Source organism: Hydrogenophaga sp. (assembly GCF_965657535.1).
Classification (GTDB): domain Bacteria; phylum Pseudomonadota; class Gammaproteobacteria; order Burkholderiales; family Burkholderiaceae_C; genus Hydrogenophaga.
Genome location: NZ_CBFHOP010000007.1, coordinates 250922 through 275483, shown reverse-complemented (window position 1 = coordinate 275483; position 24562 = coordinate 250922). Strand labels below are relative to the sequence as shown.

The 24562-nt window shown below is 65.5% G+C and carries 22 protein-coding genes and 1 pseudogene; 14 read left to right on the top strand and 9 right to left on the bottom strand.

Annotation, left to right across the window (positions count from 1 at the left end; all coding sequences use genetic code 11):
• Both ACTG4K_RS14320 and pyk read left to right on the top strand, forming a co-directional pair.
• Positions 1–216, top strand: a pseudogene (locus tag ACTG4K_RS14320) (IS110 family transposase); the annotation flags it as partial.
• Between the two features lie 438 nt (positions 217–654).
• A complete protein-coding gene (gene pyk / locus ACTG4K_RS14315; protein ID WP_439114878.1) occupies positions 655–2088 on the top strand; it encodes a pyruvate kinase in 1434 nt (477 codons plus the stop codon).
• Between the two features lie 54 nt (positions 2089–2142).
• Here the strand turns inward: pyk and ACTG4K_RS14310 are convergent, their stop codons facing one another.
• Positions 2143–2712 carry a phosphatase PAP2 family protein gene (locus ACTG4K_RS14310; RefSeq protein WP_439114877.1) on the bottom strand — a complete coding sequence of 190 codons (570 nt, stop codon included), beginning with the start codon at positions 2710–2712 and terminating at the stop codon, positions 2143–2145.
• A gap of 169 nt (positions 2713–2881) precedes the next feature.
• On the opposite strand from ACTG4K_RS14310, the gene fba reads away from it, so the two are divergent.
• On the top strand, positions 2882–3946 hold the full coding sequence (fba, locus tag ACTG4K_RS14305; protein WP_439114876.1) for a class II fructose-bisphosphate aldolase: 1065 nt from the start codon (positions 2882–2884) through the stop codon (positions 3944–3946).
• A gap of 170 nt (positions 3947–4116) precedes the next feature.
• Complete coding sequence (locus ACTG4K_RS14300; RefSeq protein ID WP_439114875.1) at positions 4117–5025, top strand: phosphoribosylaminoimidazolesuccinocarboxamide synthase; 909 nt, start codon at positions 4117–4119, stop codon at positions 5023–5025.
• Positions 5026–5046: 21 nt separating this feature from the next.
• Here ACTG4K_RS14300 and ACTG4K_RS14295 read toward each other — a convergent pair whose 3' ends face one another.
• Positions 5047–5988, bottom strand: coding sequence for a LysR family transcriptional regulator (locus ACTG4K_RS14295; RefSeq protein WP_439114874.1), 942 nt, complete (start codon positions 5986–5988; stop codon positions 5047–5049).
• A 137-nt stretch (positions 5989–6125) separates the two neighbouring features.
• Here ACTG4K_RS14295 and ACTG4K_RS14290 point away from each other — a divergent pair, with 137 nt between their 5' ends.
• Both ACTG4K_RS14290 and mgrA read left to right on the top strand, forming a co-directional pair.
• On the top strand, positions 6126–7634 hold the full coding sequence (locus ACTG4K_RS14290; RefSeq protein ID WP_439114873.1) for a CoA-acylating methylmalonate-semialdehyde dehydrogenase: 1509 nt from the start codon (positions 6126–6128) through the stop codon (positions 7632–7634).
• A gap of 300 nt (positions 7635–7934) precedes the next feature.
• Positions 7935–8975, top strand: coding sequence for an L-glyceraldehyde 3-phosphate reductase (gene mgrA, locus ACTG4K_RS14285; RefSeq protein WP_439114872.1), 1041 nt, complete (start codon positions 7935–7937; stop codon positions 8973–8975).
• Positions 8976–9005: 30 nt separating this feature from the next.
• On the opposite strand, the gene trxA is transcribed toward mgrA, so the two are convergent.
• Positions 9006–9914: a thioredoxin gene (gene trxA / locus ACTG4K_RS14280; protein WP_439114871.1), complete on the bottom strand. Its 909-nt coding sequence runs from the start codon at positions 9912–9914 to the stop codon at positions 9006–9008.
• 138 nt (positions 9915–10052) lie between these two features.
• Between trxA and purE the strand changes: the two genes are divergently transcribed.
• From purE to ACTG4K_RS14265, 3 genes are read left to right on the top strand one after another with little or no spacing between them, the layout of a single operon-like run.
• A complete protein-coding gene (purE, locus tag ACTG4K_RS14275; RefSeq protein WP_439114870.1) occupies positions 10053–10541 on the top strand; it encodes a 5-(carboxyamino)imidazole ribonucleotide mutase in 489 nt (162 codons plus the stop codon).
• A gap of 60 nt (positions 10542–10601) precedes the next feature.
• Positions 10602–11843, top strand: a complete 1242-nt coding sequence (locus tag ACTG4K_RS14270; RefSeq protein WP_439114869.1) for a 5-(carboxyamino)imidazole ribonucleotide synthase — start codon at positions 10602–10604, stop codon at positions 11841–11843.
• Positions 11844–11855: 12 nt separating this feature from the next.
• Positions 11856–12863, top strand: a complete 1008-nt coding sequence (locus tag ACTG4K_RS14265; protein WP_439114887.1) for an L-threonylcarbamoyladenylate synthase — start codon at positions 11856–11858, stop codon at positions 12861–12863.
• A gap of 52 nt (positions 12864–12915) precedes the next feature.
• On the opposite strand, the gene ACTG4K_RS14260 is transcribed toward ACTG4K_RS14265, so the two are convergent.
• The 3 genes from ACTG4K_RS14260 to dacB all read right to left on the bottom strand — a co-directional run bounded on the left by ACTG4K_RS14260 (position 12916) and on the right by dacB (position 17485).
• Positions 12916–14121 carry a porin gene (locus ACTG4K_RS14260; protein WP_439114868.1) on the bottom strand — a complete coding sequence of 402 codons (1206 nt, stop codon included), beginning with the start codon at positions 14119–14121 and terminating at the stop codon, positions 12916–12918.
• Positions 14122–14166: 45 nt separating this feature from the next.
• Positions 14167–15597: an alpha/beta hydrolase family protein gene (locus ACTG4K_RS14255; protein WP_439114867.1), complete on the bottom strand. Its 1431-nt coding sequence runs from the start codon at positions 15595–15597 to the stop codon at positions 14167–14169.
• Positions 15598–15976: 379 nt separating this feature from the next.
• Entirely contained in the window at positions 15977–17485 is a 1509-nt protein-coding gene (gene dacB / locus ACTG4K_RS14250) for a D-alanyl-D-alanine carboxypeptidase/D-alanyl-D-alanine endopeptidase (RefSeq protein WP_439114866.1), read from the bottom strand.
• 193 nt (positions 17486–17678) lie between these two features.
• On the opposite strand from dacB, the gene tsaB reads away from it, so the two are divergent.
• The 3 genes from tsaB to ACTG4K_RS14235 all read left to right on the top strand — a co-directional run bounded on the left by tsaB (position 17679) and on the right by ACTG4K_RS14235 (position 20046).
• Positions 17679–18461, top strand: coding sequence for a tRNA (adenosine(37)-N6)-threonylcarbamoyltransferase complex dimerization subunit type 1 TsaB (gene tsaB / locus ACTG4K_RS14245; RefSeq protein ID WP_439114886.1), 783 nt, complete (start codon positions 17679–17681; stop codon positions 18459–18461).
• Positions 18462–18550: 89 nt separating this feature from the next.
• Positions 18551–19117: a ribosomal protein S18-alanine N-acetyltransferase gene (gene rimI / locus ACTG4K_RS14240; RefSeq protein WP_439114885.1), complete on the top strand. Its 567-nt coding sequence runs from the start codon at positions 18551–18553 to the stop codon at positions 19115–19117.
• A gap of 98 nt (positions 19118–19215) precedes the next feature.
• On the top strand, positions 19216–20046 hold the full coding sequence (locus ACTG4K_RS14235) for a uracil-DNA glycosylase (protein ID WP_439114884.1): 831 nt from the start codon (positions 19216–19218) through the stop codon (positions 20044–20046).
• 193 nt (positions 20047–20239) lie between these two features.
• Here ACTG4K_RS14235 and ACTG4K_RS14230 read toward each other — a convergent pair whose 3' ends face one another.
• Positions 20240–21118, bottom strand: coding sequence for a DMT family transporter (locus tag ACTG4K_RS14230; protein ID WP_439114865.1), 879 nt, complete (start codon positions 21116–21118; stop codon positions 20240–20242).
• A gap of 90 nt (positions 21119–21208) precedes the next feature.
• Between ACTG4K_RS14230 and pyrF the strand changes: the two genes are divergently transcribed.
• Positions 21209–22048, top strand: coding sequence for an orotidine-5'-phosphate decarboxylase (gene pyrF, locus ACTG4K_RS14225; RefSeq protein ID WP_439114864.1), 840 nt, complete (start codon positions 21209–21211; stop codon positions 22046–22048).
• A 184-nt stretch (positions 22049–22232) separates the two neighbouring features.
• On the top strand, positions 22233–22850 hold the full coding sequence (locus ACTG4K_RS14220) for a glutathione S-transferase family protein (protein ID WP_439114863.1): 618 nt from the start codon (positions 22233–22235) through the stop codon (positions 22848–22850).
• Positions 22851–22878: 28 nt separating this feature from the next.
• Here ACTG4K_RS14220 and ACTG4K_RS14215 read toward each other — a convergent pair whose 3' ends face one another.
• Both ACTG4K_RS14215 and ACTG4K_RS14210 read right to left on the bottom strand, forming a co-directional pair.
• A complete protein-coding gene (locus ACTG4K_RS14215; protein ID WP_439114862.1) occupies positions 22879–23325 on the bottom strand; it encodes an acyl-CoA thioesterase in 447 nt (148 codons plus the stop codon).
• 85 nt (positions 23326–23410) lie between these two features.
• Complete coding sequence (locus ACTG4K_RS14210) at positions 23411–24463, bottom strand: CYTH and CHAD domain-containing protein (RefSeq protein WP_439114861.1); 1053 nt, start codon at positions 24461–24463, stop codon at positions 23411–23413.
• Positions 24464–24562 lie beyond the last annotated feature (99 nt).

Below are 24562 nucleotides of genomic sequence, written 5' to 3'. Positions count from 1 at the left end.
ACCTACCTCCGGACTCTGCTGATAGCGGGAGCCAGAGCAGTGATCGCCAGATCCAAGAGATCGAACTGGATCGAAAAACTGCTGGAGCGGCGGCACTACAACGCGGTGGTGGTAGCGCTGGCCAACAAAATGGCACGAACTGTATGGGCGGTGCTGGCCAAAGGCAAAGCCTTTGACCAGCTCAAGTGGAGCCCACTTGAGCTGGTGAACGCGTGACCGATGAGAGATCGGGAAAACTGCCCTTCAGAGAATTGACAGTTGAATCGTTTTGAAGGAGAGCCTGCAAAAAGCGAAGTGATGGAATGAAGGTCAAACCGGGCTGGGAGCATTCCGATGAACCGCCAGTACCTTGAGTACCTCCCGGAGGTAGGAATCCCAGCCGCGAATAGCCATCATGGGCAGCAGCACCAACTGCACAAACAGCCCGAATGTAAGGCCGCAAACCTTTCAAACCTTCATGACGCAGAAACTTGCTCTTCTTGGGCGGACCATGTAGGCGGTTCACTTTTTTGTTCCTAGACTGACTTTATTGTCCGTGTTCAACACCGCCAAGTGAGTTGACGCGAAGCTGTAACCTCGTGGTAACTGGTTTCACGGATAATTGAAACCAAATTACAAACTTACCCGTTCCCATCCATTCAGGAGACAGCTTACATGCCGCAACGCGCCACCAAAATCGTCGCCACCCTGGGCCCCGCTTCGAGCGACCCTGCTTTGCTGGAGGCCATGATCCGCGCCGGGGTGAACGTGGTGCGGCTCAATTTCTCGCACGGCAAGGCGCAAGACCACATTGACCGCGCCACCATGGTGCGCGAAGCTGCGCAACGCGCCGGGCGCGAGGTCGGCATCATGGCCGACTTGCAGGGCCCCAAGATCCGGGTCGGCAAGTTCGCCGAAGGCAAGGTGATGCTGGAGCCGGGCATGCCTTTTGTGCTGGACGCTTCACGCACCGAACTGGGTGACATCCACGGCGTGGGCCTGGACTACAAAGAGCTGCCGCGGGATGTGAAGGCGGGCGACACCCTGTTGCTCAACGACGGCCTGATCGTGATGACCGTGGACAAAGTGGTGGGCCCGGCCGTGCACACCACCGTCAAGCTGGGCGGTGAGTTGTCCAACAACAAGGGCATCAACAAGCAGGGTGGCGGCCTGACCGCACCCGCGCTGACCGCCAAGGACATGGACGACATCAAGACCGCCATGAGCCTGAAGGCCGACTATGTGGCGGTGAGCTTTCCAAAAAACGCGACCGACATGGAGCTGGCCCGCCAGCTGTGCAATGTGGCGGGTGAATCCATGGGCCACAAGCCTGCGCTGATCGCGAAGATCGAGCGCGCCGAAGCCATTCCCGAGCTGGCCAACATCTTGAAGGTGTCCGACGGCATCATGGTCGCCCGCGGCGACCTGGCCGTGGAAGTGGGCAACGCCGCAGTACCGGGGCTGCAGAAGCACATGATCAAAATGGCGCGCGAGATGGACAAGGTGGTGATCACCGCGACGCAGATGATGGAGTCGATGATCGTGAACCCGGTGCCCACCCGTGCCGAGGTGAGCGACGTGGCCAACGCCGTGCTCGACGGTACCGACGCCGTGATGCTGAGCGCCGAAACCGCCGCCGGCAAGTACCCGCTGGAGACGGTCAAGGAAATGGCCAACATCTGCCAGGAAGCCGAGAAAGCCGAATACGCCGAGCTCAGCGCCGACTTCAAAGGCAAGACCTTCAAACGCATCGACCAGTCCATTGCCATGGGCGCGCTCTTCACCGCCCACCACCTGGGCGCCAAGGCCATCGTGGCGCTGACCGAATCGGGTTCCACCGCGCTGTGGATGAGTCGGCACAACGTGCGCATGCCAATCTACGCTGTGACGTCGAGCCTCACCGCGCAGCGCAAGATGACGCTCTACCGCAACGTGCGCCCGCTGCTCATGGACACCAGCGCCGACCGCGACACGGCCTTGGCCGACGCAGAAGCGCACTTGAAAACCCGCGGCATTGTGAACAGCGGCGACGTGTACGCCATCACCGTGGGTGAACCCATGGGCTCCCCTGGCGGCACCAACACCTTGAAGATCTGCCGCGCCTCCTGAGCGGTTGCCGCCCGGTTAGCGGTGCGTCTACCCGAAGGAGGGGCGCGCCCTTACTCAGTGGGCCTTCAATGGGTCTGGCGTGGCCAGGAAACGCCGAGCCAGGCCCAGGCGATCGCTCAGGGTCAGCGCCAACCAGCCGCTGACCGCACCCAGCAGCAAACCCGTGCCCATGTCTGACGGAAAATGCAGGCCCAGGTAGACCCGGCTCCAGGCAATGCCCACCGCCACGGGCACCGCCACGGCCACCCAGGCCCAGCGCCAGCGGGGCGCCGCAAACCAGCACAGCCCGCCCGCCCAGGCTGCGGCCATGGTGGCGTGCATGCTGGGAAAACCCGTACTGGCCGAGTGCGGCATGCCCTGGTGGCCCAACCCCATCACAAACGGCCGCACAGACGGAATGGTTTCGCGCATGCCGCGCGCGGCCAGCCAGGCCAGCGCCATGGCCAGCAACACGCCGCACACCTGCCAGCGAGCGCGCCGCCCAAAGAAGGCCAATGGCAGCAACGCCAGCAGAGCCACGGTAGACAGGTGCTGGCTGACCACGCGAGCAGCCGCCAGCAACCAGGTCGATGAGTCGGCCGAGGCGTTGAGCAGCAGAAACAGTTCGATGTCCAGCGGGTTCATGTGGTTGCGCGAGCGCAGGAGTGGCCCGTTGGTGGGTGGGTAGGCGGGAGCGGTGTTGATCTGGGCGAATTTTGCATGGCCGCAGCCCATGTCATCCGGGTGCAAGCACCCGAGCGCTAAAATTCGAGCGAGTTACAACCTGGTTACCAACTGCTTTAGGGGAATTTTCATGGCGCTCGTTTCCATGCGCGAACTGCTCGACCACGCTGCGGCGAACGGTTACGGCATTCCAGCTTTCAACGTCAACAACCTCGAACAGGTGCAGGCCGTCATGGCCGCGGCCGACGAGGTGGGTGCACCGGTCATCTTGCAGGCGAGTGCGGGTGCCCGCAAATACGCCGGAGAGCCTTTCATCAAGCACCTGATCCAGGCTGCGGCCGAAATGTATCCACACATCCCGCTGGTGATGCACCAGGACCACGGCACCAGCGTCAAGGTGTGCCAGGGCGCGATCGACCTGGGATTTGGCTCGGTCATGATGGACGGTTCGCTGATGGAAGACGGCAAGACCCCCGCCAGCTTTGACTACAACGTGGACGTGACCCGCAAGGTGGTTGACATGGCGCACCAATATGGTGTGACCGTGGAAGGCGAACTGGGCTGCCTGGGCAACCTGGAAACCGGTGAAGCTGGTGAAGAAGACGGCATTGGCGCCGAGGGCAAACTCGACCACAGCCAGATGCTGACCGACCCCGAAGAAGCCGCCACGTTTGTGAAGGCCACCCAGCTCGACGCGCTGGCCATCGCCATTGGCACCAGCCACGGTGCCTACAAGTTCAGCCGCAAGCCCACGGGTGACATTCTGGCCATCAGCCGCGTGAAGGAAATCCACGCCCGCATCCCCAATACCCACCTGGTGATGCACGGCTCTTCCAGCGTGCCGCAAGACCTCCTGGACATCATCAACCAGTACGGCGGCAAGATGAAGCAGACCTACGGGGTGCCGGTGGAAGAGATCCAGGAAGCCATCAAGCACGGCGTGCGCAAGATCAACATCGACACCGACATCCGCATGGCAATGACCGGCGCAGTGCGCAAGTTTCTGGCGGAAAACCCTGAGAAATTTGACGCCCGCGAATGGCTCAAGCCGGCCCGCGAAGCCGCCAAAGCGGTGTGCAAGGCGCGTTACTTGGAATTCGGCTGCGAAGGCCAGGGCGCCAAGATCAAGGGCGACAACCTGAGCGTGATGGCCGCCCGCTACGCCAAGGGCGAGCTGGCTCAGCTGGTGAAATAAGACGCCAGCCTTGGGCGCCGAGCCTTGAAATTCGGTGCCCGCGCTTCTTGCGATAATCCGTAGGAATGGTTCAAAGCCCGTTGACTGTTCAGCGGGCTTTTTTCTTGGCGCTGTATCGCGGCGCTGTTCCTTGGCGTTTTTTTCCTGGCGCTTTCCACCGCGCATCGAACATGACCTCTGCCCTGCACACCTCCGCTCTCACGTCTTTGCCCCTGCTCGCGCGCGGCAAGGTGCGCGACAACTACGCCGTGGGCGACGACCGCATCTTGATGGTGGCTTCCGACCGCATCAGCGCGTTTGATGTGATCATGGGCGAGCCCATTCCCGGCAAGGGCCAGCTGCTCACGCAGCTCAGCCTGTTCTGGTTTGATCAGCTCGGCCCCAAAGGCCTGAACATCTGCCCGATCCACCTCACCGGCGACGCGCCCGAGAGCGTGGTCTCGACGGCCGAAGTGGCGCAGGTCACGGGCCGTTCCATGCTGGTGCAGCGCCTGAAGCCCATTCCGGTGGAAGCGGTGGTGCGTGGCTACTTGGCCGGCAGCGGTTGGAAGGAATACCAGGACAACCAGGCCGTGTGTGGCGTGAAGCTGCCCGCGGGCCTGCAAAACGCGTCCAAGTTGCCCGAACCCATTTACACCCCGGCTGCCAAGGCCGAAATGGGTGAGCACGACGAAAACATCACCTTCGAGCAAACCGTGGCCATGATCGGCCCCGACCTGGCGGCACAAATTCGGGACATCTCCATCGCGCTTTACAAGGCAGCGGCCGAGATTGCGTTGAAGAAAGGCATCATCATTGCCGACACCAAGTTTGAATTTGGCCTGGACAAGGCCGGCAAGCTGGTGCTGATGGATGAGGTGCTGACACCCGACAGCTCGCGCTACTGGCCGCTGGAGAGCTACGTGGTGGGCGAGAACCCACCGAGCTACGACAAGCAGTTTTTGCGCGACTGGCTGGAAACCGCCAAGGTCAGCGGCAAGCCCTGGGACAAGACGCCGCCCGCGCCGCGCCTGCCCAAGGAAGTGATCGAAAAAACCTCGGCCAAATACCAGGAAGCTCTCGCGCGCATGCTGGGCTAAGCGCCTGTGCGGCGCCGGCGCTCAGCGCTCCACCGAAAACCCGGGCGCCAGCGCTTCCCGCAGGTGCGCCACAAACGCTGTGACGGCGCGCGGCACGTGGGCCGAATACGGGCGGATTGCGTAGAGTTGTTCGGCAAAGGCGCCCACCGGCTTCCAGTCGGGTAACACCTGCACCAGCTTGCCCGCGAGCAGGCTGGCCTGGGCCGTGAAGTCGGGCAGCAGCGCAATGCCCAGTCCGCCCAGAGCCGCGTCGCGCAAGGCTTCGCTGTTGTTGGCCGCCAGCGAGCCCGACACCTGCACCGTCACCCGTTCAGCGCCCGCTTGGGTCGAGCGCGGCTCCAGCGTCCAGGCGGGCGTGTCTTGCGAGCGTGGGTAGTGCAGGCAGTTGTGTTGCACCAGGTCGGCGGGCGCCAGCGGCGTCCCTTGGCGGCGCAGGTAGGCGCGGCTGGCCACCAGCACCGAGCGGGTCGCGCACAGCGTCCAGGCCACGTGGGTGTCGGGCGGGTTGGCGGTGTGGCGAATGGCCAAGTCGAAGCCCTCGGTGGCCAAGGACGACAGCCGGTCTGCCAGGTCCAGCTCCAGCCGCACCTCGGGGTACTGGCGCAGAAATTCGGGCAAGCGGGGCACCAGTTGCTGGCGGGCGAAGGCCACCGGCGCGGTGACGCGCAGCAACCCGCGCGGTGCGCCCGCCGCGTCGCGCACCTGGGCAAAGCATTGCGCAATGTGTTCAAACGAGGCCCGCGTGTCGTCCACCAGCCGCTGGCCGGCTTCGGTCAGGCGCACGCTGCGGGTGGTGCGCTGCACCAGCGCCAAGCCGGCCATGCGCTCCAGTTCGGCCATGCGCTGGCTCACCGCTGCTTTGCTCACGCCCAGCCGGGCCGCAGCCGCGGTGTAGCTGCCTTGTTGCGCCAACACATTGAGCCAGTGAAAGTGGCCCCAGAGCTCTTGGTTTCTGTCGTGCATGTTGTGCTCGTTCATGGGTTTGCTGTTCACCAATTGTTCACCAAATTGAACAATCAATTCAGCATTTTGGCCTTGTCCTGTGCGGTGGCCGTTTCTACACTGAAGTCACGTTCCGAATTTCAACCACGAGACACACCATGACCACTTCCATAGCCCATTACATCGGCGGCGCAGTAGCCGCTGGCTCGTCCACCCGTGCGCAAGACGTGTTCAACCCCGCCACGGGCGCCGTGACCGGCCGTGTGTCGCTGGCCAATATCGCCGATGTGGCCGCCGCCGTGGCCGCGGCCCAGGCTGCTTTTCCAGGTTGGTCTGACACGCCGCCTATCCGCCGCGCGCGCGTGATGTTCAAGTTTTTGGAGCTGGTGAACCAGCACAAAGACGCGCTGGCCCACCTGATCACCGCCGAGCATGGCAAGGTGTTCACCGACGCGCAGGGCGAAGTGGCCCGTGGCATCGACATCATCGAATTTTCTTGCGGCATTCCGCAGCTGCTCAAGGGCGATTTCACCGACCAGGTCTCCACCGGCATGGACAACTGGACCCTGCGCCAGCCGCTCGGCGTGGTGGCCGGCATCACGCCGTTCAACTTCCCGGTCATGGTGCCCATGTGGATGTTCCCTGTGGCCATTGCCGCCGGCAACACCTTCATCTTGAAGCCCAGCCCGACCGACCCGAGCGCCAGCCTGTTCATGGCCGATTTGCTGAAGCAGGCCGGCCTGCCTGACGGCGTGTTCAACGTCGTCCAGGGCGACAAGGAAGCGGTGGACGCGCTGCTGGTGCACCCCGACGTGAAGGCCATCAGCTTCGTCGGTTCCACGCCCATTGCCAACTACATCTACGAGACCGGCGCCCACCACGGCAAGCGTGTGCAAGCTTTGGGCGGCGCCAAAAACCACATGGTCGTGATGCCCGATGCCGACCTGGACCAGGCTGTGGACGCCCTGATTGGCGCGGCCTACGGCTCGGCCGGAGAGCGCTGCATGGCCATTTCGGTGGCGGTGCTGGTGGGCGACGTGGCCGACAAGATCATGCCCAAGCTGATCGAGCGCACCAAAGCGCTGAAGGTGCTCAACGGCACCAACCTGGCAGCCGAAATGGGCCCGATCGTCACCGCAGCCGCGCACCAGCGCATCACCGGCTACATCGAGGCCGGCCAGGCGGAAGGCGCGCAGATGCTGGTGGATGGTCGCCGTTTTGACGCGAAGCAAACCGGCGAGGGCTGTGAAGGCGGTTTCTGGATGGGCGGCACGCTGTTCGACCACGTGACGACCGACATGAAGATCTACAAGGAAGAGATCTTTGGCCCGGTGCTCAGCTGCGTGCGCGTGCCCGACTTTGCCCAAGCGGTTCAGATCATCAACGACCACGAGTTTGGCAACGGCGTGAGCTGCTTCACCCGCGACGGCAACGTCGCCCGCGAGTTTGCGCGCCGCATCCAGGTCGGCATGGTCGGCATCAACGTGCCCATTCCGGTGCCCATGGCCTGGCACGGTTTCGGTGGCTGGAAGAAAAGCCTGTTTGGTGACATGCACGCCTATGGTGAGGAGGGCGTGCGCTTCTATACCAAGCAGAAGTCGATCATGCAGCGCTGGCCGGAGAGCATTGCCAAGGGCGCGGAGTTTGTGATGCCGACGGCGAAATAAGGTCCCCCCGCGCCGCCTGCGGCGTCAGCCCCCAGGGGACGCCACCAGCGGCCCGGCGGAGCCGGTTCCGCGGTGGCCTTGGTTCCGGGCACTTCAGCCTCGTTGCTTTTTGGGCTTCGGGGCTTTTTTGTACCTGCCGCTCTTCCGTCTCGCGCACGGCGCAGAGCGCTTCAGCACACCGGGCCAGCGGGAAAGGTGGCTGTTCCCGGCTTGTTGACAGATTTGTTCCCCAAGACGACACGGTTACCACCGGGTTACTGGGTAGAGTGCTCCACCCACCCCACACAGGAACCGGAAAAAATGTACACCGCCCACCCCCAACGCTACGACCGCATGCCCTACCGCACCGTCGGCAAACGTGGCCTCAAGCTGCCCAGCATCACCCTGGGCCTGTGGCACAACTTTGGCGACGCCACGCCCATGGAAACGCAGCGCGCCATGCTGCGCACCGCCTTCGACGCCGGCATCACCCACTTCGACCTGGCCAACAACTACGGACCACCGGCGGGCAGCGCCGAGACCAATTTTGGTGAGCACCTGCGCCGCGATTTCAAACCCTACCGCGACGAGCTCATCATCTCCAGCAAGGCGGGCTGGGACATGTGGCCTGGCCCCTACGGTCAGGGCGGCGGCTCGCGCAAGTACGTGCTCGCCAGCCTGGACCAGAGCTTGAAGCGCATGGGGCTGGATTACGTGGATATTTTTTATTCCCACCGCTTCGACCCCGACACGCCACTGGAAGAAACCATGGGCGCGCTGGCCACGGCGGTGCAGCAAGGCAAGGCACTGTATGTGGGTATTTCCAGCTACTCGGCCACCAAAACACGCGAGGCGGCGGCCATTTTGCGCGGCATGGGCGTGTCGCTGCTGATCCACCAGCCGTCGTACAGCCTCATGAACCGCTGGGTGGAAGAAGATTTGCTTGACACGCTGCAAGCCGAAGGCATGGGCTGCATCGCCTTCAGCCCACTGGCTCAGGGCCTGCTCACCAGCAAATACCTGAACGGCGTGCCGGCCGACGCCCGCATCAACCGACCCGGCGGCGGCTCGTTCACCGCCGACCACTTGAGCGCGCAGAACCTGGCGCATGTGCGCGCGCTGAACGATATCGCTCAAGCCCGCGGCCAGAGCCTGGCCCAGATGGCCGTGGCCTGGGTGCTGCGCCAGCCCGGCATGAGTTCGGCCCTGATCGGCGCGAGCAAACCCGAGCAGATCACCGAACTGGTGGGCGCACTGGACAAGCTCGACTTCAGCGCCGACGAGCTCACCGCCATCGACAGCCACGCGGTGGACGGCGGTATCAACCTCTGGAAAAAACCGTCGACCGATCAGCGGCCATAAGTCAACCGATCTTCCCAGCCGCGCTGGCTTTCAGCTCAGCACCACGCTCGACAACCGCCGGCGGTAGGTGGTCACCGTGGGGTCTTCTGGGGGCACCTGGCCTTCGGCCACCTTGGGCTTGGGGGGCTCGATGATGTCCAGGATGGCGATGAAGGTCTTGCGGGCCAGGTCTTCGTTCCAGGCTTTGTCGCGCATCAAGATTTCCAGCAGCTCGTCCATGGCGGGCACGAACTGGCTGTGGGCCATCAGCAACTGGGCCAGCGCAAAGCGGCTGGCAAAGTCGCGTTTGTTGGCCGCAATTTTGGCCTGCAGGTCTGCCGCGTAAGCTTCGGGGTCTACCACCATGTCTTGGGCGTCGCGCGCTTTCATCCAGCGGTTGAGTGAGTCGAGCCGGCGCACCGCCACGGACTTGGCAATCACCGGTGCAAACGCCACCTTCGCTTCGTCGTCACGCTCCAGTTCCAGCAGCAGTTTCACCAGGTCAAAGCGCGCATCGTCGTTTTCGGGGTCGGTTTGCACGGCGTGCTGCAGCTTGGCCAGGGCGCCTTCCACGTCGCCAGCGGCCAGCGCGTCCAGCGCTTCGGCTTCTTCTTCGGCCGCTTCCAGCACTTCGGCTGGGGGCAGGTGTTTGTCCAGAAAGGCATTGATCTGGCCTTCGGGCAGCGCGCCCATGAATCCGTCCACCGGCTGGCCGTTCATCATCAGCACGCAGGTGGGGATGCTCTTGATACCAAAGGCGCCGGCCAGCTGCTGCTCTTGTTCGGTGTCAATTTTCACCAGCTTGAAGCGGCCCGCGTAGGAGACTTCAATTTTTTCCAGCAGCGGGCCAATGACCTTGCAGGGGCCGCACCAGGGGGCCCAGAAGTCCACCAGCACGGGGGTGTGTTGCGAAGCCTCGATGACTTCGGTTTCAAAGTTGGCAATGGTGACGTCGATCATGGCGGTGCTCTGGAATGGAGTGCACCCATGCGGCACATGGGCGCGAAACGTAAAATCGACACTTTACCGGAGACGGGCCGCTTTCCAGGCCCGCCTTCATGCGCCCGGCGAATGGCTGGCTGGGCAAAAGGCACTTACATGAACCCCATCCAAGTGGGCGTGGTCATGGGCTCCAGCAGCGACTGGGACACCATGCAGCACGCCGTGCAGATTCTCAAAGACTTCGGTATCGCGCACGAGGCCCGCGTGGTGTCGGCCCACCGCATGCCCGACGACATGTTTGCCTACGCGGAGGCCGCCGTGGGCCGGGGGCTCAAGGCCATCATTGCGGGCGCGGGCGGTGCGGCCCACTTGCCGGGCATGATCGCCGCCAAAACCGTGGTGCCGGTGCTGGGCGTGCCGGTGCAATCCAAGGCGCTCGCAGGCGTGGATTCGTTGCACAGCATTGTGCAAATGCCCAAGGGTGTGCCGGTGGCTACGTTCGCCATCGGACAGGCGGGTGCGGCCAACGCGGCGCTGTTTGCCGTGGCGCTGCTGGCCAATGAAATCCCGGCTCTGCGCGACAAACTCGAAGCGTTTCGCGCCGCGCAGACCGAAGCCGCGCGCAGCATGACGCTGCCGCTGTAATCCCACACCTTTCCGCTGCGTTCGAGCAGCGCCGACCGCCTCCCTTTTTTGATCGTTGCCATGAGCTTCAAACCCCTTCTTCCCGGCAGCACCTCGCCCTCAGGCCAGCAGATCACGCTGGGCGTCATGGGAGGCGGGCAGTTGGGCCGCATGTTTGTGCAGGCGGCCCAGGCCATGGGTTACTTCACGGCGGTGCTCGACCCCGATCCGGCCAGCCCGGCTGGGTTGATCAGCCACTTCCACATTCAAACTCCGTACGACGACGAGCAGGGCCTGGCCCAGCTCATGCAGCGCTGCGAAGCCATCACCACCGAGTTTGAAAACGTGCCCGCGCCTGCGCTGGTGACCCTGGGCGCACACCGGCCGGTGGCGCCGTCGGCTGTTTGCGTGGCGGTGGCGCAAGACCGCATCAAAGAAAAATCGCATTTTGTGCAGTGCGCGCCTATCAGCGGCGTGTACCCCGCGCCTTACGCCGCCATCACCAGCGCCGAGTTGCTGGCCGCCGTGCCGACTGATTTGCTGCCCGGCATTCTGAAAACCGCCCGGCTGGGCTACGACGGCAAAGGCCAGGTGCGTGTGCGCACGCGCGAAGAACTCTCCGCCGCCTGGGAGCAGCTGGGCAGCGTGCCCTGCGTGCTGGAAAAGCTCATGCCGCTGCAGGCCGAGTGCTCGGTGATTGTGGCTCGTGGTTCTGACGGCCAGAGCGTGAGCTTCCCGGTGCAGGCCAACACCCACCGCGACGGCATTCTGGCGCTGACCGCTGTGTACGAGGGTGCCGTGCCCGCTGCGCTGGCAGAGCGCGCGCGCGCCAGCACCGTGGCCATTGCCAACCACCTGAACTACGTGGGGGTGCTGTGCGTCGAATACTTTTTGGTGGACGACGGCCAGGGTGGGCTCGACCTGATCGTCAACGAAATGGCGCCGCGCCCGCACAACAGCGGCCATTACACGCAAAACGCCTGCGACCTGTCACAGTTTGAAGCCCAGGTGCGGGCGCTGGCCGGCCTGCCGCTGCCCACGCCGCGCCAGCACAGCCCGGCCATCATGGTCAATTTGCTGGGCGACCTGTGGTTTGACGCCAATGGCGTGCGCACCCAGCCCAGCGCACAACCCGTGTCGCCGCCCTGGGCACAGGTGCTGGCGCTGCCCGGCACCCATCTGCACCTGTACGGCAAGCTCAGCGCCCGCCCGGGCCGCAAGATGGGCCACCTGAACATCACCGCGCCCACTGTGGCCGAGGTGCGCGAAACGGCTGTGAAGGTGCTGGCGCTGCTGGGTTTGCCCGCGCTGGACGCGGTCTGAATCCCCATGCCCTTGCTGCTGAGCGCTGCCGACCCTGCTGCCATTGAGGCTGCGGCGCAGCGCCTGGCCGCCGGTTCGCTGGTGGGCATGCCCACCGAAACCGTGTATGGCCTGGCGGCCGACGCCGACAACGCCAGCGCGGTGCACCGCATTTTTGAAGCCAAAGGCCGTCCCAGCGACCACCCGCTTATCGTTCATCTGGCGCCCGCTGACGGTGCGCCAGGCTGGCGCGCTGGGGTGGACCACTACGCCCGCGAAGTGCCCGAATTTGCCCTGGCGCTCATGCAGGCCTTCTGGCCCGGCCCGCTCACGCTGATCTTGCCGCGCCGAGAAGGTGTGGCTGCTGTGTCAGCCGGCGGGCAAGACTCGGTGGGCCTGCGCTGCCCGTCGCACCCGGTGGCGCAGGCGTTGCTGGTGGCGGCCCGCGCGCACGGCGTGTTGGGTGTGGCCGCACCCAGCGCCAACCGCTTCGGACGGGTCAGTCCCACCACCGCAGCCCATGTGGCCGAAGAATTCGCAGCCCTGCCAGACGATGCTTTGTTGATTCTGGACGGTGGCGCCTGCCCGGTGGGTATCGAGTCCACCATCGTCGACTGCACCCGCGGCCACCCCGTGTTGCTGCGGCCTGGCATGGTCACCACTGCGCAGCTGGAAGCCGCCTGCGGCCAGCCGCTGCGTGGACGCGACGACGCAGCCCCGCGGGCTTCCGGCACGCTCGAATCGCACTACGCACCCAATGCCAAAGTGCGGCTGATGGCTGCCCAGCCCCTGCAGTCCGCGCTGGACTTGCTGGGCCCCGACGCCCGTCACATCGCCGTGTACGCCCGCGCACCCCTGAAGGTGGCCCGCGGTGTGAGCCTGCGCCGCATGCCCGACGACGCAGCGCATGCCGCCCATGCGCTGTTTGCCACCCTGCGCGAACTCGACGCCACAGGTGTGAAGCTCATCTGGGTGGAAACCCCGCCCGCCAGCCCCGAATGGGACGGCGTGCGGGACCGGTTGCAGCGCGCTGCTGCGTGATGGCGTCACCACAGCGTTGCGACTTGGCCCGGATCGATTCCGGGTGGCACCGTCAGAAGCTGTGGCGCATGCCCAGTGCCAACGATGTTGCGTCGCGACCCGCCGAGGCGGTGACACCTCCGAGGTAGCCGTTGCCGCCAGGGGCTGCCTGTGCGTTGGCACTGTTGTTGAAGCGGGTCAGCACGGCGTTCAGATTGGTGCGCTTGGACAGCGGATAGGTGTAGGCCACACCGTACGAACTGATGTCGGCGTTGGACGCCCGTTTGTCGTTGAGCTTGTTGTAAGCCACCGTGACATGGCCGGCACTGCCCATGTTGTAGCGCGCGCCCACATGGATCAGGTTGGCATCTTGTTTGAGCCGGTCCAGGACCGTGCTGATGAGCGGCGCCGGTACACCGGCCAGCGTGAGGCCGGCACTCAGCTCAGGCCCTGCGGATGGGTTGGGCTCCTGTATGCGGGCGAACATGCCCGAGACGATCCAGTCACCCCTGGCCGTTGATGCGCCCAGCACGGTGGTTTTGAGGGCTTGCTCTCCGGCAGAGTTCTTCTTGCTGTTCATGCCAAAGCCCACGTTGAAGGCGCTGCCCTTGTACAGGGTGTTGATGCCCAGCAGGCGGTTGTTAGCGCTGTTGGTGCCTTCGCCAACGCCATACATCAGTGCTGCGTTCCAGGGGCCTTGAACAATGCGGTACTGCACCGTGTTGTTGTAGCGAATGTCGAGTCCAGCAGGGATTGAAGCCACCTGGGCTGCCGACAAGGCACTCTGCGTGTTCATGACGTCGAATGTGGCAAACGCCTCAAAGGCTGGCGTGTACTGGCGGCCCATCAAAAATCCGCCCACGGGCGTGACCAGCCCGACCCAGGCCTGCCGGTCAAAGGCGGCGTTGTTGAGGTTGACGCCAAGCGACGGCCCAATGGCGACGTTGGTCAGGGCTGCGGCCACGGCAGGCGGCAGCCCGGCCGTCAGCCGGTCGGGCAGTTGGTTGCCCGACGTGGGGCGGTTGCCCAGCCCGCCCGTATCGAGCTCGACGCGGCTTTCCAGGGTGAACAGGGCTTTGTAGCCACCGCCCATGTCTTCTTCACCCTTGATGCCCCAGCGAGAGCCCTCCATGTGTCCACTGGACAGGCTTGTGACGTTGCCTTGGGCATAGCCACTGACGTGGGTGATGCTGACGTCGGCCAGGCCGTACAGCGTGACCTGGGACCATGCGGCGGCACAGGCCAAGGTGGTGGCGGTGGCAATGAATGTTTTTTTCATATTTTTTGCTCCGTGTGTGTGAGATGTGTGGTCTGTAGCCACAGGTTAAAACTGGGCGAAGTAGCCGCGCGCTGCGGCGTTGCAGAAGGGCGGGACCAGTGTGCCGTGATAGGCCTGCAGCACCGCTGAGGCATCGCCAGCGTCTGCTTTAGCTTGTGCGAAGCCTCCTTTGGCCAAGAGGAAGGGGTCTTGCATGCTCGTTGGTGCGCTGTCCACATCCAGCACTGTCACGGCCTGGTCAGGCACACCCTTGCTGGTGAAGTACGCCTTGGCGGTGCTGGTGTTGGCGCTGAAAAATACGGTGGGGTCTGCATTGCCGCCGCACAGCAGCATGGGCTGCGTAGGTGTCCAGTTTTGGGCCAGCAGATCGTTCTTGTAAGCGGCTACACGCAGGGGGTGTTGGGGCGCGGCCGGGTTGACAGCGGCATCTGCGAGGACCGCATTGCGATAGCTGGTCTTGATCAGGTTTGGCGTGCCGAAAAATATTTCGAAGCCCTCTGGTTGTGGTTCGCTGTCAGCCGCAAACAGCGCGGTTGCTGGTAGCTTGCCCGTTGTCAGCAAGGTGTTTAGCGGGGTGATGCTGGGCAGCAAGGTTTCGATGCCTGTTGCAAACGTTTCCTCATACATTTCGCTAGGTGATGCGTAGATGTTGCCGTAAGTACGCTGGAAGCTGGTGTTGAGCAGCGGGCTGAAAAGGGTTGCGCCCAGATTGACCCGACCGCTGTACACAATGTCCCCAAAATAGCCCAGGTTGTAGGGGCCAGACAGGTGTGCACCCGCCGTCACCGGGGTGCCAGCCAGTTGCAGCTTGCGCTGCGCAGCCATCGACACAAAGCCGCCTTGTGAATAGCCGCTCACGAAGAGCTTGCTATTGGCGGTGGCGTTGATGGCGGCAAAGCCTTTGCGGGCGGCAGTCAGCGCGTCCACCACGTCTTGGGCTTGTTGTTCCAGGTTCAGGTAAGGGTGGTAGGACAGCGGTGAAGATTCGTAGCCCGCGTAGTTGGGCGCCACCACGATGTAGCCCTGTGCGGCATACATGGCGGCCACCAGAGCGGCTTCACCGTCTTGTGGGCTGGCCATGTTCTTGTTTTTGTCGGTGCTGGTGCCGTGTGCATACAAGAGGACTGGACGCGGGCCGGTGCAGGCCGGGTCGGTGCCGCCCGGCACCATGATGCCGCCAGACGCTGATGTTTTTTCGCCTGCACCACCCACCGTGCCGTACTGGAAATAGTTGAACGTGATGTCGCAGACGGGCGCACCGGTCACCTGTAGCAGGCTCGCGGCACCGGCTTGGGTCAGGGCCGCTGTGAAGGCTGCTGGCGTGAGCGTGGTCAATGCCGTTGGGCTGGCGATCAGGCTGCCCGGTGCGCCGCTCAAGTCAAAACTGCTGCCTGCATCGGGGCTGTCGCCACCACCGCAGGCGGCCAGAACGGTGATGGCTGCGGCTGAACTCGCAGCCAATTTCATGAACTTCATGCGTGTCTCCTGCTGGTGTGTAACGAAATCTGACCAATAAAAAGAACGGTCGTTCTATTTTTCAGAAAGGAATATTAGAGCCAGAGCACAATTGGAAACAGAGGGTTACTACCAGCGCCAAGGGCTTTCGTTTTAAGGCGAGTCAATAGCCAGCGCGGCGCCCAGGCGGTGGTTCCGTCGAACCGCCTCGGTGTGCGCTTTTCGGTTGGCGGACCTTCTGCACCTGCCGAACGCTTGAACGCGCACAACACGCGCACAACAAAGGGTGTTGGCTGCTGCACTGCGGGCAGTCGGTCGTGTTCGGCAAGACGCGCTTGGCTTCGATGGGCCTCAATTCACGGCCCGTCTGTGGCGGCTCTGGTGCGGGAAACCTGGACCCTCAGTCCGGCTGTCCAGCCGTCCATTCCACCAGTGCTTCCAGCGCGGGCCGTGCGGCTGGTGCGTTGGGGTGGTTGATGAAGCCCACCACGGCGTAGCGTGAGCCGTTGGCGGCGTTGACGTAGCCGGCGATGCCAGTCACGTCGCGCAGGGTGCCGGTTTTGAGCCAGGCGTTGCCGCGGGCGGCGCTGTTGGCGCCCCGGGCCATGCGGGCGGTGGTGCCGTTGACGCCAGCGATGGACAAGGACTGCACAAATTGCTCCCCTTTGGGGTGCACGGCGGCGTGGCGCAGCAGGCCCACCAAGGCTTCGGGGGTGATGCGTTCAATGCGGGACAGGCCGGCACCGTTGTCCATCACGGGGGCGGTGTAGCGCTGGCCAAAGGTGCGCTTCCACCAACTGGCCACCACTTCGCGCGAGCGCTCGAAGCGTGCGGTGCGCACGGGCGCCAGCCGGTCGGCCAGGGTGCCTTCGGTGAGTACCCGCGTGGGTGAGAGCCGGCCCAGCGTGAGGAACACCTGTTGGGCCATCACGTTGTTGCTCCATTGGTTCACGTCGGTGATGATGTCCGAGAGCGGCAGCGAGCGGGCTTCGTGCAGCAGCCGGGCGCCGGGTGGCGTGAGGCCGGCGCGCACTTCGCCGGTGATGGCGCCACCGGTGGCGCGCCACAGGCCTTCCAGCGAACGGGCGGCGTAGCTGGCGGGGTCTTGGTAGGCCACGGGCCACACCCGTTCGCCGCAGCTGCCGGGGTAGCGGCCTTCAAACCGGATGGTGTTGGCGTCGTTGAAGCGGGCTTGCAGGCTGCCGCGCCAGTCGCCGCAGCCCGTGCGCGACAAGGGCACCGTGGTGTCAATGGCCAGGCCGGCCATCGGGGGCTCGCTTGTCACATGGGCCACACCGGCGGCGGCGTCGGGCTGAAACGTCAGCACCACCGACTTGAAGTTGACCAGCAGCGCGTCGGGTGCTGCGTTGTAGGGGCGCAGGGCTTCGCCGTCGAAGGCGCCGGGGTCGATGGCGGGCAGCTCAAACGCGCTGTGGTCCAGCACCAGGTCGCCCAAAATCACGCGCACGCCCTGGTCTTGCAGGTTCATGAAGGCGGCCTGGATGCGTTCGAGCACCAGTTTCGGGTCGCCGCCACCGCGCACATACAGGTTGCCGCGCAGCACACCCTGGCTGACTTCGCCGTCGCTGTAAAAGCGGGTGTTCCAGGTGAAGTCGGGTCCCAGCAGGTCGATGGCTGCGTAAGTGGTCACCAACTTCATCACCGATGCCGGGTTGACAGCGGTGCTGGCGCGGTAGCGCAGCCGCTCCTGGGCGCTGGCGTCCAGCGACACCACAAGGGCTGAAAACGCGCTGGTCGGCACGCCCGCGCGCGCCAGCGCGGTCGTGACGTCTGGTGGCAGCGTTGTTGCATTGGCCACCGTTTGTGCACCCACCGGAACGGCCAGGCCTGCCAACGTAGCCAGCAGCAGGCGCAGAGACAAAAAGGAGCGGACAACGGATGAAAACATGGTGTTTTCATTATGTGGCGGCGATCAGCGTCCCTTGCACCCCGGCCGTGTAAAGGGCGGAATTTGTGCATGAGCGGGCCGGTGTGGGACAGGCGACGGCGTTCGCCTGTACCGTGCGACCGTGGGCCTGGTGGCCGATAATGCCCGGATGCCTGTTGCCGCTCCTGAACTGACCGCCCATCCCCCGGCCACTCTGCGCCTGCTGGCCCTGGAAACCAGCACCGACACCTTGTCGGTGGCGTTGGGCAGCGGTGCGCCCGGCGCCCCGATGTGGCAACACACGGGGCCGGGTGGCGCCCAGGCGTCGGCCACCTTGTTGCCCCTGGTGCAAACGCTGCTGACCCAGGCTGGCTGGACGCTGCACAGCCTGGACGCCGTGGTGTTTGGCCGTGGCCCGGGTTCTTTCACGGGGCTGCGCACCGCTTGTGCGGTGGCTCAGGGCCTGGCCTACGGCGCTCAAAGCCCCAGCCAGCCCGACGGTTTGCCGGTGCTGGCGGTGGACACGCTGCTGGCGCTGGCCGAGGCGGCACGCACGGCCCAGGCGAGTGAGGGGGAGCCGGTGCCCGGCGTGATCGTGGCACTGCTCGACGCCCGCATGGACGAGCTGTACGTGGCGCCCTATGCGCAGACCCCACAGGGCCTGAGCCCGCTGGCGCCGCCACGCCTGTGCGCGCCGCAAGATCTGGGTGCCTACCTGGCTCAGTGCCTGCCCGCCAGCGCGGGCCTGTCCGAAGGCCGTTGCCTGCTCGCGGGCAATGTATTTACCGTTTACGCCGAGCGCCTGGCCCATGTGCCTGGCCAGCGCCGGGTGGCCCTGCCCAGCGCTGCGGCGCTGCTGCAGTTGGCGCCCGGCTTGCTGGCGGCCGGCGTTGCCGTGGCGGCCCGCGACGCGCTGCCGCTGTATGTGCGCGACAAGGTGGCACAAACCACCGCCGAACGCGATGCCCTGCGCCTGGCCACCGCCACCGCAGCCTGATATTGATGGCCCCCTCCGCTCAGGTCCTGTCCTCCAGCGCTGTGGCATCTGCCCCCGCCTGGGCGCAGCGCGACTGGCCGGCGCTGGCCATGGCGGACAGTGCCGGCCCCGCGCTCACCCACAGCCAGCGCCGCATCGCATTCGTCGCCATGACCGACGCCGACCTCGATGCTGTCGTCGAGGTAGAAAAAACCGCCTACACCCACCCCTGGTCGCGCAAACATTTCAGCGACTCGCTGCAGTCTGGCTACCCGGCGGTGCTGCTGCTGGGCGAGGCGCTGCCGGGCGAAGTGGCCCACCCCGGGCGGGTCGATGGCCGCGTGCTGCTGGGCTACCTGGTGGCCATGCCTGGCGTGGACGAGGTGCACCTGCTCAACATCACCGTGGCGCCAGCGCAGCAGCGCCAGGGTTGGGCGCGTTTCATGCTCGACGCGCTGGTGCTCTGGTCGCGCGGGCAGCGCGCGCAGTGGCTCTGGCTGGAAGTGCGCCACAGCAACACGCCAGCGCGCGCTTTGTACGAGCGCTATGGTTTTGCCCAGGTGGGCTTGCGCCGTGGCTACTACCCGGCTGGCCAGCGCGAGCGCGAGGACGCCGTGGTGATGAGCCTGAACCTGGTGGTGGCGCAAGCCCAAGCCACCCAACAGAACACACCATGAGCACAGACCTGCCCACGCCAGCGGCCACACACGCTGGCACCGACGCTGCCGACCTGGACGCCTCGTTTGTGCCCCAGCTCGATGTGCGCCAGCGCGCCATGCTGGCCGAAATGGGTGTGCGTGTGTGGGCGCCCAAGCCCGCCGCGCCCGTGGTGGCGCCCGAACCCGAGCGGTCAGCGGCCCGCCCAGCACCTGCCGTGGTGGCTGCCCCGGTACCGGCTGCACCTGCGGCTCCCGTTGCAGCGCCGGCGGTCCCGCGCACGCCGGCACCCTCCATCGCACCCGGCCACCGGCAAGCCACCCCAGCGCCCGCCCAGGTTGCGGCGCTGGCGCCGCTGGCGGCCGGTATCGAGTCCATGGAATGGCCCACGCTGCGCGAAGCCGTTGCCGGCTGCCAGGCCTGCGGCTTGTGCGAAGGGCGCAAGCACACCGTGTTTGGCACTGGCAGCACGCAGGCCGACTGGCTCATTGTGGGCGAGGCCCCCGGTGAAAACGAAGACCTGCAAGGCGAGCCGTTTGTGGGTGCTGCCGGTCAGCTGCTCGACAACATGCTGCGCGCCGTGGGCCGCAGCCGCACCGGTGAGGGCGCGCAAGGCGCCTACATCACCAACGTACTCAAGTGCCGCCCGCCCGCCAACCGCAACCCCCAGCCTGCCGAGGTGGCGCAATGCGCGCCCTACTTGGCGCGCCAGGTGGCGCTGGTGCAGCCCAAGGTCATCATCGCCATGGGGCGCTTTGCGGTGCAGTCTTTGCTGCAGAGCCACGAGCCCATTGGCAAGCTGCGCGGCCAGGTGCACCGCTACCAGGGCGTGCCGGTCATCGTCACTTACCACCCGGCCTATTTGCTGCGCACCCCCAGTGACAAAGGCAAGGCCTGGGCCGACTTGTGCCTGGCCATGGAAACCGTGGGCACCCCCCTACGCAGCTGACGCGGCTTCTCTCTCTCTCTCTCTCTCTCTCTCTCTCTCTCTCTCTGCCGCGCCTGCGGCGCTCGGAAGCACCCTACGGCCCGGCAAAGCCGGTTCCGAGGGTGCCTTCGGCGGTGGCCCGGTTAGCGAGCGGGTTTCGTGGCGTGCCAAGGCGGCGAGGCTGCTTCGCACCCAGCTTTCAAAGGCGGCGGCGTCAGCGCCGCGCGGGCCACAGCACCGTGGCAATGGCCACCATCACCAGGGCCACAGCCGCCCAGTCTTGCCAGTGCAGCACCTCGCCCAGCCACCAGGCGCCGCTGAACACACCCAGCACCGGGATGAACATGACCGACAGTGTGGACGCGATCGGTGGCAGGTCGCGCGCCAGCATCAGCCAGGCCACCTGCGCAAAGGCAAACACGCCGATGGCGTTGTACACAATCGCCGCCTGAATGGCTGGCGTGGGCCAGACCCAGGCGTCGCGCTCAAACACCGCCGCCAGCAGCGTCATCCACAGCGCGGTGAACAGCGTCATCCAGAACGACAGCGCCAGCGTGGGGTGCGGTATGCGGGTGCGCCGCATCAGCTGCGTGCCCACCGCCCAGGTGGCCGCCGCCACCAGCATCATGGCCACGCCCAGCGGCTTGCCAGAAAGGCTGGTGATTTCGTGCCACAGCAGCAGCAGCACGCCCAGCGCCGCCGCCGCCACGCCGCCCCAGGCCCGGCTTTGCAGCCGCTGACCAAACCACCAGGCGCCCACCAGCGCTGAAAACACCGGCATGGTGTAGCCCAAAATGGCCGCGCGCCCGCTGGACAGCGTCTGAATGGCCAGGATGGCCAGGGTGTGCCAGAAAAACATGTTGAACACGGTGAGCAGCGCCAGCTCGCGCCAGTGCGCCCGGCCCACCCGAAACGGCACCCGCCGCCACAGCAGCACCGCGCCCAGCACCGGTAGCCCGATCCACATGCAGATGGTGCGAAACGTGAGCGGTGGGAAGCCGGTCACGCCGAACTTCATGATCGGCCAGTTGATGCCCCACACCAGGGTGAGCAGGACGAGGAGGATCAGTTGCTGGCGAGACAGGGCGTGCATGACCGTGATCTTAGGGGGCTTTGTAACCTGGTGTGTTAGCGGCCGAAGGCCGCGCTGTCGCGCTGGCGGCCGAACCGTAAAATCGCCCGCATGACCTTCATCGACATGCTGCAAGGCGCCGAGCGCCAAAACCGTTCCCTGCTGTGCGTGGGCCTGGACCCGGACCCGGCCAAATTCCCCGCCCACCTTCAGGGCGACGCCAGCCGCATTTACGACTTTTGCGCTGCCATCGTTGAAGCCACGGCCGACACCGCCATCGCCTTCAAACCGCAAATTGCCTACTTCGCCGCGCACCGCGCCGAAGACCAGCTGGAAAAGCTCATGGCGCACATGCGCGCCGTGGCGCCTCAGGTGCCAGTGATTCTGGACGCCAAGCGCGGCGACATCGGCAGCACCGCCGAGCAGTACGCCATTGAAGCGTTTGAACGCTACGGCGCCGACGCCGTCACGCTCTCGCCCTTCATGGGTTTTGACTCGGTGCAGCCCTATTTGACGTACCACGGCAAGGGCGCCTTCTTGCTCTGCCGTACCTCCAACCCCGGTGGCGACGACCTGCAAAACCAGCGCCTGGCCTCGGTGGAAGGCCAGCCCTTGCTGTACGAGCACGTGGCGCGCCTGGCGCAAGGCCCCTGGAACCTGAACGGCCAGCTTGGCCTGGTGGTGGGCGCCACCTACCCAGCTGAAATCCAGCGCGTGCGCGAACTCGCCCCCACGCTGCCGCTGCTCATTCCTGGTGTGGGCGCACAGGGCGGCGACGCGGTGGCCACCATCCGGGCGGGCTACCGCACGCAGGGCGGTGCCACCACCGGCCCCGTCATCGTCAATTCGTCGCGCGCCATTTTGTACGCGTCCAGCGGTGCCGACTTTGCCGCCGCCGCCCGCCGCGAGGCGCTGCGCACCCGCGACCTGCTCGAAGCCGCCAAGGGCTGAGCCCCGCTGAGGGCTTCGCGCAAGCGACAGCCCAGGCGCGACAGAAAGCAGCCCGCCCATTACCATGCGCGAAGGCCCCGGAGGTGCCACCGCGCATGATCAATCTCTACACCGCCGCCCAGCGCTTCAGCGGGCCAGCCCGCCGCCGGATTGGCACAGGCCAGCGCCTGCCGGGTGCCACCACATGAAGCTGTACGTATCCCCCCGAGCGCCCAACCCCCGGCGCGTGCTCATGTTTCTGGTGGAAAAAAACATCAACGGGCTGGAGCTGGTCAACATCGATCTGAACGCCCAGGAGCACAAAACCGAGCACTACCGCGCCAAAAGCCCGCTCGCCCGGGTGCCTGCGCTGGAGCTGGACGATGGCCGCGTGCTGACCGAAACCCGCGCCATCTGCACCTATATGGAAGGCCGCGTGCCCGAGCCCAACCTGATGGGGCGCACCGCTGAAGAGCGCGCTTTTATTGAAATGGCCGACCGGCGCGTGGAGTGGTCTTTCATGCTGCCGCTGGGCAACGCCATCCGCCACACCCACCCCGGTCTGGCGGCGTTGGAGCAACCGCAGTTTCCAGACTTCGGCCAGTCCCAAGCAGCCAAGGCCCGTGAAACCGCTGCCTGGCTCGACGCCGAGTTGCAGCGCCAGCCCTGGGTGGCGGGCGATCGTTTCACCATTGCCGACATCACCGCGTTTTGTGCCGTCGAGTTCGGGCGGTTGATGCGCTTCAAGCCCGCCGATGAAGGCTTTGCCGCGCTGCAGGCCTGGCGCGACAAGGTGGCTGCGCGGCCCAGCGCGCTCGTTTAAGCGGTACCTGAAAAAGCCCGGGCGCCCGCTATTCCAGGGGGGCGGGCCGCGTGCCGTCAAACTGGGCCCGCGCGCTGCTGGCCAGCGCCATTTCACCGGGGGTTTCGGGCGTCCAGCTGTCCACCCGCATGGGCTGGCCGTCCGCGTCCAGCGACACGTACACCGCCAGGCACTCGGCGGTTTTCTCCAGCTTGCTTGTGGTCAGGTCGCCGCTGTGCACCGCCACGGCCATGTTCATGTGGGTTTCACCGGTGAAGGCCAGCCGGGCCCGCACCTCCACCAGGTCGCCCAGCTTCACCACGCGCAAAAACCGGATGCTGCTCATGTACACCGCACGGCAAGGGCCCCGCGCCCAGGTGGTGGCGCTGGCGTAGCCGGCCTCGTCGATCCACTTCATCACCGTGCCGCTGTGCACATGCCCACCCGGGCCCACCGCACCAGGCTCGACCAAAAAACGCAAGGTAATGGCTGACATGGCAATTCCTTCCGGTGGTGTACGTGGGGCCATTGTGGGGCGCTGGCCGGGGTTTTGCCAAGCGCTGCGCGGGCCAAGCTGTTGCTCAGCGTGTGCGCGTTGTGTGGTGCGGCGGGTCTTGCAGCGCCAGCACGGCGCGGGTGAAGGCCAGCAGGTTCAGCGCGTGGGCGGGGGCGCTGAGCGTTGCGCGCAGCTCCCTGTCGTTCGCGCTGGCCAGGGCGCGCTCGGTGGCCTGCCACTGCCCGCGCCAGTGGGCCACAAACCGGCGTGGCAGCGCCGGGCCATACCGCTTCAAGGCTTTGCGCAGCCGCCGCAATGCCAGGCGTGCCTGGTGGATGAACGCGGGGTTGGGCAAGCTCCCGGCCTTTTCCCCTGTTTGCAACCAGCCCGACACTTGGTCCTGCAGGTGCACCAGATTGCCCAGCGCCACGGTGCGAAACGCCATACGGGGCGACAGGTCGGCAGTTGGCGTCATGGCCTCGGTTGTCCCGGGTGCGGGTTGCCGGTCCAGAAACAGATCCAGCCCGCGTTCGGCCTTGCTGCGGTCGGAGGGGTGCAGCCAAATGCCTTGCGCGGCGTGACCTTGCGGCCCCAGCGCTAGCGTGTGGGCCAAGTCCAGCAGGGCGTCCACCGGCCCGCTTTTCAGTTCCAGCTCCAGTTCCAGCAGCGCTGTGCGCCGCGAGCCCTGTACGCTGCGGGCGGCAATGAAGCCCTGGTCCAGCGCCACCTCCACCCACGCGCCGCCATGGTGCAGCAGCCAGCTGCGCCGGGTGAAGTCGGTGCGAAACACCGGCACCAGCTGGGGCGCCAGCCCGGTGAGCTGCTGGGCCAGTGTCGCGTCGTTCATCAAGGCGGCGAAGTCAAACCGTCCGGGCGCGGTGGGGGCCTCCCATTCGCCACGCTGGCTCAGGCCGCCCACGCTGTGCCCGGCGGTTTTCACGGTCAGCAGGGTGCGCCGGCCCACCTGGCGTTCACGCACCGCCAGGCGCTGCTGCATCAGCACCAGCGAAGCGGTGTCGAAATAGGTGTTGCGCAGGCGCTCGCGGCGGGGTGCCTGCGCCGCCAGCAGCGGGTGGGTCAGCAGGCGAGGCAGGTCGTGCGGGTGCAGCGCCAGCTTGAGTTCGGTTTCTTGTGGCATGGGCGGCGTTGTGGTGGTGTGCAGGCGCCGGGCTCGCGGCTGGGGGGGAACAGGTCTTACACCTTGTAACCCCACCCCCGGTGCAGCGTCTTAAGAATG